3 protein-coding genes are annotated in these 2,404 nt (G+C 44.7%); 1 reads left to right on the top strand and 2 read right to left on the bottom strand.

Annotated features, from left to right (window positions below; genetic code table 11):
- Positions 1–136 precede the first annotated feature (136 nt).
- Positions 137–559 (bottom strand): peptidylprolyl isomerase, encoded by a 423-nt coding sequence (locus NG833_RS22990; RefSeq protein ID WP_254567602.1) that lies wholly within the window; start codon positions 557–559, stop codon positions 137–139.
- A 286-nt stretch (positions 560–845) separates the two neighbouring features.
- Between NG833_RS22990 and NG833_RS22985 the strand changes: the two genes are divergently transcribed.
- Positions 846–1,568: a DNA-binding response regulator gene (locus NG833_RS22985; RefSeq protein WP_254567601.1), complete on the top strand. Its 723-nt coding sequence runs from the start codon at positions 846–848 to the stop codon at positions 1,566–1,568.
- 60 nt (positions 1,569–1,628) lie between these two features.
- Here NG833_RS22985 and NG833_RS22980 read toward each other — a convergent pair whose 3' ends face one another.
- Positions 1,629–2,252 (bottom strand): TenA family transcriptional regulator, encoded by a 624-nt coding sequence (locus tag NG833_RS22980; protein WP_254567600.1) that lies wholly within the window; start codon positions 2,250–2,252, stop codon positions 1,629–1,631.
- Positions 2,253–2,404: the final 152 nt, after the last annotated feature.

Genomic DNA, 2,404 nt, shown 5'->3' with positions numbered 1-2,404 from the left:
TAGGGAACTCCAAAAAATAAAATACCCAAAACCCACACCCTCAAGGGTGGGGCTATACGGACAAAGCCTGCCTACGCAGGCTGAAGAGTCAAGTTTTTCACCGCAGAACTTGGATAATTTATTTTTTTGGACTCCCTTAGTCTTTCTCGATTTTAACCGATAGGATTTTATCTTTAGCCCGAATCGAGTTGACGACATCCATATCTTCGGTTTTACCAAACACCGTATGTTGTCCATCTAAATGGGGTTGGGGAGAATGGCAAATAAAGAATTGACTTCCCCCGGTATTGCGCCCTGCATGGGCCATTGATAACGTACCCGATAGATGTTTGTTGGGGTTAATTTCACAATTAATTTTATAACCCGGGCCCCCGGTTCCTGTTCCATTGGGACATCCCCCTTGGATCATGAAATTGGGAATCACCCGATGGAAAGTTAATCCATCATAAAACCCACTTTCAGATAATTTGATAAAATTATCTACCGTATTGGGGGCATCTTTATCGAACAGATCCAGATGAATCGTTCCTTTTTCGGTTTCCATAATGGCACGAGGCATAGGTTTCTCCTTGAATTGAGCCAGATTAAGCAGGTTCTCAGTGGGTCGATCGCCCACGACAGACCTATATTACCTGATAAGCGTCGGTTGTTGGGGAGATGGGTTATTTGTCATTTGTCATTTGTCATTTGTCATTTGTCTTGGTTTGGTGGGGGAGGTGGGGGAGGTTGGGGAGGTTGGGGAGGTTGGGGAGATGAATTTTTTGAGTTCATCGTTGCGGAGGATGATGTTGATTGGTGCTGGATTGTTGTAATCTAATCATTACAGAAAAAATTAGAGGAAAATTATGGATAGCGAACAAACCCAAGAAATTCTCAGCTTGCGGGAGAAAAAGTTAACACCGAAGCAAATCGCCCGTAAAATGGGGTTGAAAGTCTCGGACGTTACCCGATTTCTGAAGGAACAAGCGGAACAAGCGGCGATCGCCCGTGAGGAATCCGGAGAATTACCCCCCGTCTTCGAGTGTTTAGTCAATGCCAATTGTATCCCCAGACTGTTTCCGCCAGAAGATGAACTCGCGACCCAATCCGAGGATGATTTTGAGAGCACATCCGACCCTGGTATGGCTATTGTGACGGTGACGCGATCGCCGGGATTGAACCGCTTTATTAGCTGTACTTACCTGGTGGATTATTGGTGTTTGGGGGTCAAAGATGCCTCGGGACCTCGCAAATACAATCGCAGTGAATATGGAAGAATTGCCTCCTTGTATTATGACTCGTTCATCGGGGGTTCTGAGAAAATTTCATTAACTCAGGCTCAAGCCCTTGTCTGGGGTGCGGTTGAATATGCTGAAACATTAGGCTTTAAACCCCATCATGATTTTGAAAAAGCCAAAAAGTATTTAGGAGAATGGGATGGGGAAGTAAAACTCGAATTTGGAAAAAATGGCAAGCCATTCTATACGAGCGGACCCTACGATAATTCTGCCTCAATTATTAATACCTTGAATAAATCCGTAGGTGAGGGAAATTATAATTGTATGATGGGGATGGACGCTGAACTATAATTCCAGTGGATTTCTGGGGTGGTCAAGCGGGAGTTAATACCCGCTTGACCACCCCGAGGGTTAGGTGGCATTAAATGCCATTTGCCAAAATGCTTTTTCAAATTGAGCCACGGTAATCACGGTTTGTTCCGCTTCTTTCTGAACCTCCGGTGAGGCATTACTGAGCATTTCATCGGCTTGTTGTTCTAACAATTTGACGTAATCCGTAAAGCCCGGATTTCCCCAGCGATCGGCAAATTCGGTATAGGGTTCAGGCATGGGTCCAGGCAATTGCCACCCTTGATTATAAGCCAACTCAACCGCCCACAATCCTGTTGCTTGCACCGCATAAGGAGTTCGGGCCAAACTTTCTAAAAACTGGCTGTATTCTTCACAGGTGCGCTGTTTAGCGACATCCAGGGATAAATTCCGTTCAGCCGCTTTGACTTGAAACCAATTCAATTCATCTTTTAAGGCAGTTAATCCTCCTAACAGTACATCAAAATGATGGCGAGGAGCAACGGATAAAATCCGGGCTACCATCCGCGTAAATTCCACCACAAATTGATAATCCTGCACCAACCAAGTATTAAATTGCTCAGGAGTAATCGTGCCTTGTTTACATCCATCCAAAAAAGGATGCACGGTGGCTTCCTGCCAAATGGGTTGATGGTTTTTGAGAATTTCCTGACAGGTGATGGTCATAAGTTCAAGAAGATAAACAACAGATTCAGGCTAACAAGAATTACGCAGTTTATAACATCGATCGCTAAATAATGTAGAGGCGATTCGCGAATCGCCTCTACATTATTGTAGGAGGAGTAGGGTGGGCAATGCCCACCCTACAATTGCTCAAT

The organism is Oscillatoria sp. HE19RPO, assembly GCF_024220515.1.
Taxonomy (GTDB): Bacteria; Cyanobacteriota; Cyanobacteriia; order Cyanobacteriales; family Laspinemataceae; genus Laspinema.
Note: the sequence above shows the minus strand (reverse complement) of the source record. Positions and strands in the feature narration are given on the sequence as shown.

What these genes read in the sequence shown, in the direction of transcription:
- NG833_RS22990 (WP_254567602.1), bottom strand. Translation starts at nt 559, where the DNA reads ATGCCTCGTGCCATTATGGAAACCGAAAAAGGAACGATTCATCTGGAT.
- NG833_RS22985 (WP_254567601.1), top strand. Translation starts at nt 846, where the DNA reads ATGGATAGCGAACAAACCCAAGAAATTCTCAGCTTGCGGGAGAAAAAG.
- NG833_RS22980 (WP_254567600.1), bottom strand. Translation starts at nt 2,252, where the DNA reads ATGACCATCACCTGTCAGGAAATTCTCAAAAACCATCAACCCATTTGG.